We start from the raw sequence: 2530 nt of genomic DNA, 5'->3' as shown, positions 1-2530 counted from the left end.
ACGTTTCACCGTCCTCACCGGCACCAACGGCCAGGGGTGGGTGGAAGCAGCGGCAACGGTGTCCGCGGAGCTGGGTATGGAGATCCCGGTATACAGGATCGGACCTGCCCAGGATTACACCGACACCTACGGTGACTGGCAGCGGCTGCGTGAGATCGCTGATGACGGGTGTGTGCTGGTGCGCCCGGACAACCACGTCGGTTACCGGGCGCTGCAGCAGCCGCAGGACCCCACCGCGGCACTGCGGGAGGCCCTGCGCAGCCTGCTCCATCTTGACGGTGCAGACACCGCCCTGCCGGTGGAAGAGGAAACTGACGATGAGCTGCAGCGTCTGACCCACCAGGACCTGCAGCGGGTGGATGCACAGTAGAAGACCTGGCAGGTCAGCACCAGCAAGCCGTCCCTGGTATAGCCCTGGAAGCAATGCTTTCGTGACTGTCCCGGGGACGGTTTTCCACTCGACGGCTCTGGACTCAGACCTACTCCACCTCTGGGAACGGCCCCCACGGCGAGGTGACCCACAGTCACTGCTGGCACTCGCCCGCCAGCTCACACAACCCGGCGTCATGTAATCCTGCGTATCCCAGGACGCATAGAGCGAAGTTAATGAGATTCCCAAAAGGCCTTGGCCTTCTTCATCCAAAGATCATCGCCGAAACCACTGATCGTCGTCGGCCACCTATGACACGAGTATCGGCGCCACCGTCACAAATTCTATGGGCATCCGCCGCGGCTGGCTAGACAGATGATGTGTTCGGCCTGTTCACACCCATAAACCGGGTGCCGGCGGTCGAGCCTGAGAGCACCAGTGCAAGCGACTTCTCAAACTGACCAGGGCGTTCGCACTGACATGTGATCGGCTATCGGTGCTGCCTGAGCAAGTGCGGGTTCGAATCTATCGAGACGGGGTGGTCGGCCCCGCGGTTCGGCTCCGGAGGTGTTCCCATACTGGACCCGCTGTAGCGATAACCTCGTCGGCTCGAGCCTCTGCCATGTCCGGGAAGCGGAACACAGAAGATTACTGCGGAGAATCTCGATCTCACTCAACCTAGGGTTTCCGACCTGTTCACCGGTAAGATCAGTAAGTTCTCTTTGGATGCCCTGGGCAATATTGGGATCAAGGTGGGTCTCCACTTGAGGGTAGAAAGTGATGAAGAACAGGCAGGCGCTACAAGCGCACCGCCGCAGGGGGCCGCTCTGCTGTGATCGCCGGGCATACGCTGATCACCTAAAGTCAGCAGTATGGTAACTGACGGCGGTGGCAGGCAGTGCCCCGTCCGTTGCCGAAGTGGTGCGGAGGAGTCGACTGCACCCCCGGAATTCTCGTTATCACCTTGACCTCCGCCAGAAGTGGGGAACACCGTAATGGCCACCTTCGTGCTGATCCACGCCGCAGCTACTGATTCGTCCTGCTGGCATCTGGTCAGCGACGCTGTACGCCGGCGTGGGCATGACGTTATCGCCGTCGATCTCCCGGTCGATAACGACTCGGCAGACCTGTCCGATTACGCAGCCACCGTTCTTGACGCCGTGGGCGAGTACCGGGACGTCGTGGTGGTGGGGCATTCCTTCGGCGGATTCACCGCTCCGTTGGTGGCCCACGGTCTCGGGGCGAATCTGCTGGTCATGCTCCAGGCGCAGATCCCACAGCCCGGGGAGACGCCCGGGCAGTGGTGGAGCAACACCGGCCACGCCGAAGCCCGTCGACGTCAGGACGAAGCGGACGGCCGCGACCCGGACGCACCCCTTGACCCCCTGGAGATCATGCTGCACGACACCCCGGTCACGCTGGCCAAGGAGATGCTCGCCCACCAGCGTGACCAGTCGGCAACTCCATTCGAAAAACCCTGGCCACTCCCCGAATGGCCCACGATCCCCACCCGCGTATTGGTGGCCCGTGATGACCGCTTCTTCCCACTGGAGTTCATGCGACGTATCACCCGGGAACGCCTGAGGATCGAGCCCGACGTCATGCCGGGTGACCACTGCCCCATGCTGGGCCACCCGGAGGAGTTGGCCAACCGCTTGGTGGCCTACTGGAACGAGGTGCGGTGATCAGTGCCCGGCATGTTGTCAGGGTCTGCCGGTGCTGCGAACCTGACGCGCAGATTCGCCGGGGCAGGGGCGTGGCTCTCGAGGTGCTCAACGCCGGGACCATCGCCTCCATCCATTTGGCAAGGCCGAGAGCATACAGGCTCTTTGGGTTATGCCCTACTGAAATACCTCCGGGTTAAGCGGGACTCCATCAGGACGCGACAGCCCCTCGCGTTAGTAAAATTCGTGCCAGGCGCATTTCACTGTGACGTGATGAACATGGCACAGCGTCTGGGAGATTAATCTTTTCGATCATCGCTGACACTGCCCCCTCGCAGCGCCCAAAAAGCTACGATCCGATCGCCCAAACCAGAACCCGCAGGCAAGATCCCCACAACACCCCCTCCACAACCAACCAACCCCGGAAACAAGAGAAACCGAAGGCCACACCCTGTGAATATGAGCGCTATATGGCGTGGATTCTTGATCACTCTAT

The 2530-nt window shown here is 61.4% G+C and carries 3 protein-coding genes; all 3 read left to right on the top strand.

What is annotated here, in order from left to right; translation table 11 throughout:
* Window positions 1-370: aromatic-ring hydroxylase C-terminal domain-containing protein (locus NYP18_RS15225; protein WP_500784501.1), on the top strand; the 370-nt coding region annotated here is incomplete at its 5' end.
* A 617-nt stretch (window positions 371-987) separates the two neighbouring features.
* The gene (locus NYP18_RS15610; RefSeq protein WP_439648107.1) at window positions 988-1206 is read left to right on the top strand and encodes an XRE family transcriptional regulator; all 219 of its coding nucleotides are present in this window, start codon (window positions 988-990) and stop codon (window positions 1204-1206) included.
* Window positions 1207-1365: 159 nt separating this feature from the next.
* Window positions 1366-2055, top strand: a complete 690-nt coding sequence (locus NYP18_RS15220) for an alpha/beta fold hydrolase (RefSeq protein WP_259429040.1) — start codon at window positions 1366-1368, stop codon at window positions 2053-2055.
* Window positions 2056-2530 lie beyond the last annotated feature (475 nt).

It is taken from the genome of Corynebacterium lemuris (assembly GCF_024919295.1).
GTDB lineage: Bacteria > Actinomycetota > Actinomycetes > Mycobacteriales > Mycobacteriaceae > Corynebacterium > Corynebacterium lemuris.
The sequence above is the reverse complement of the archived record's forward strand: the minus strand, read 5'-3'. Positions and strand labels throughout refer to the sequence as shown.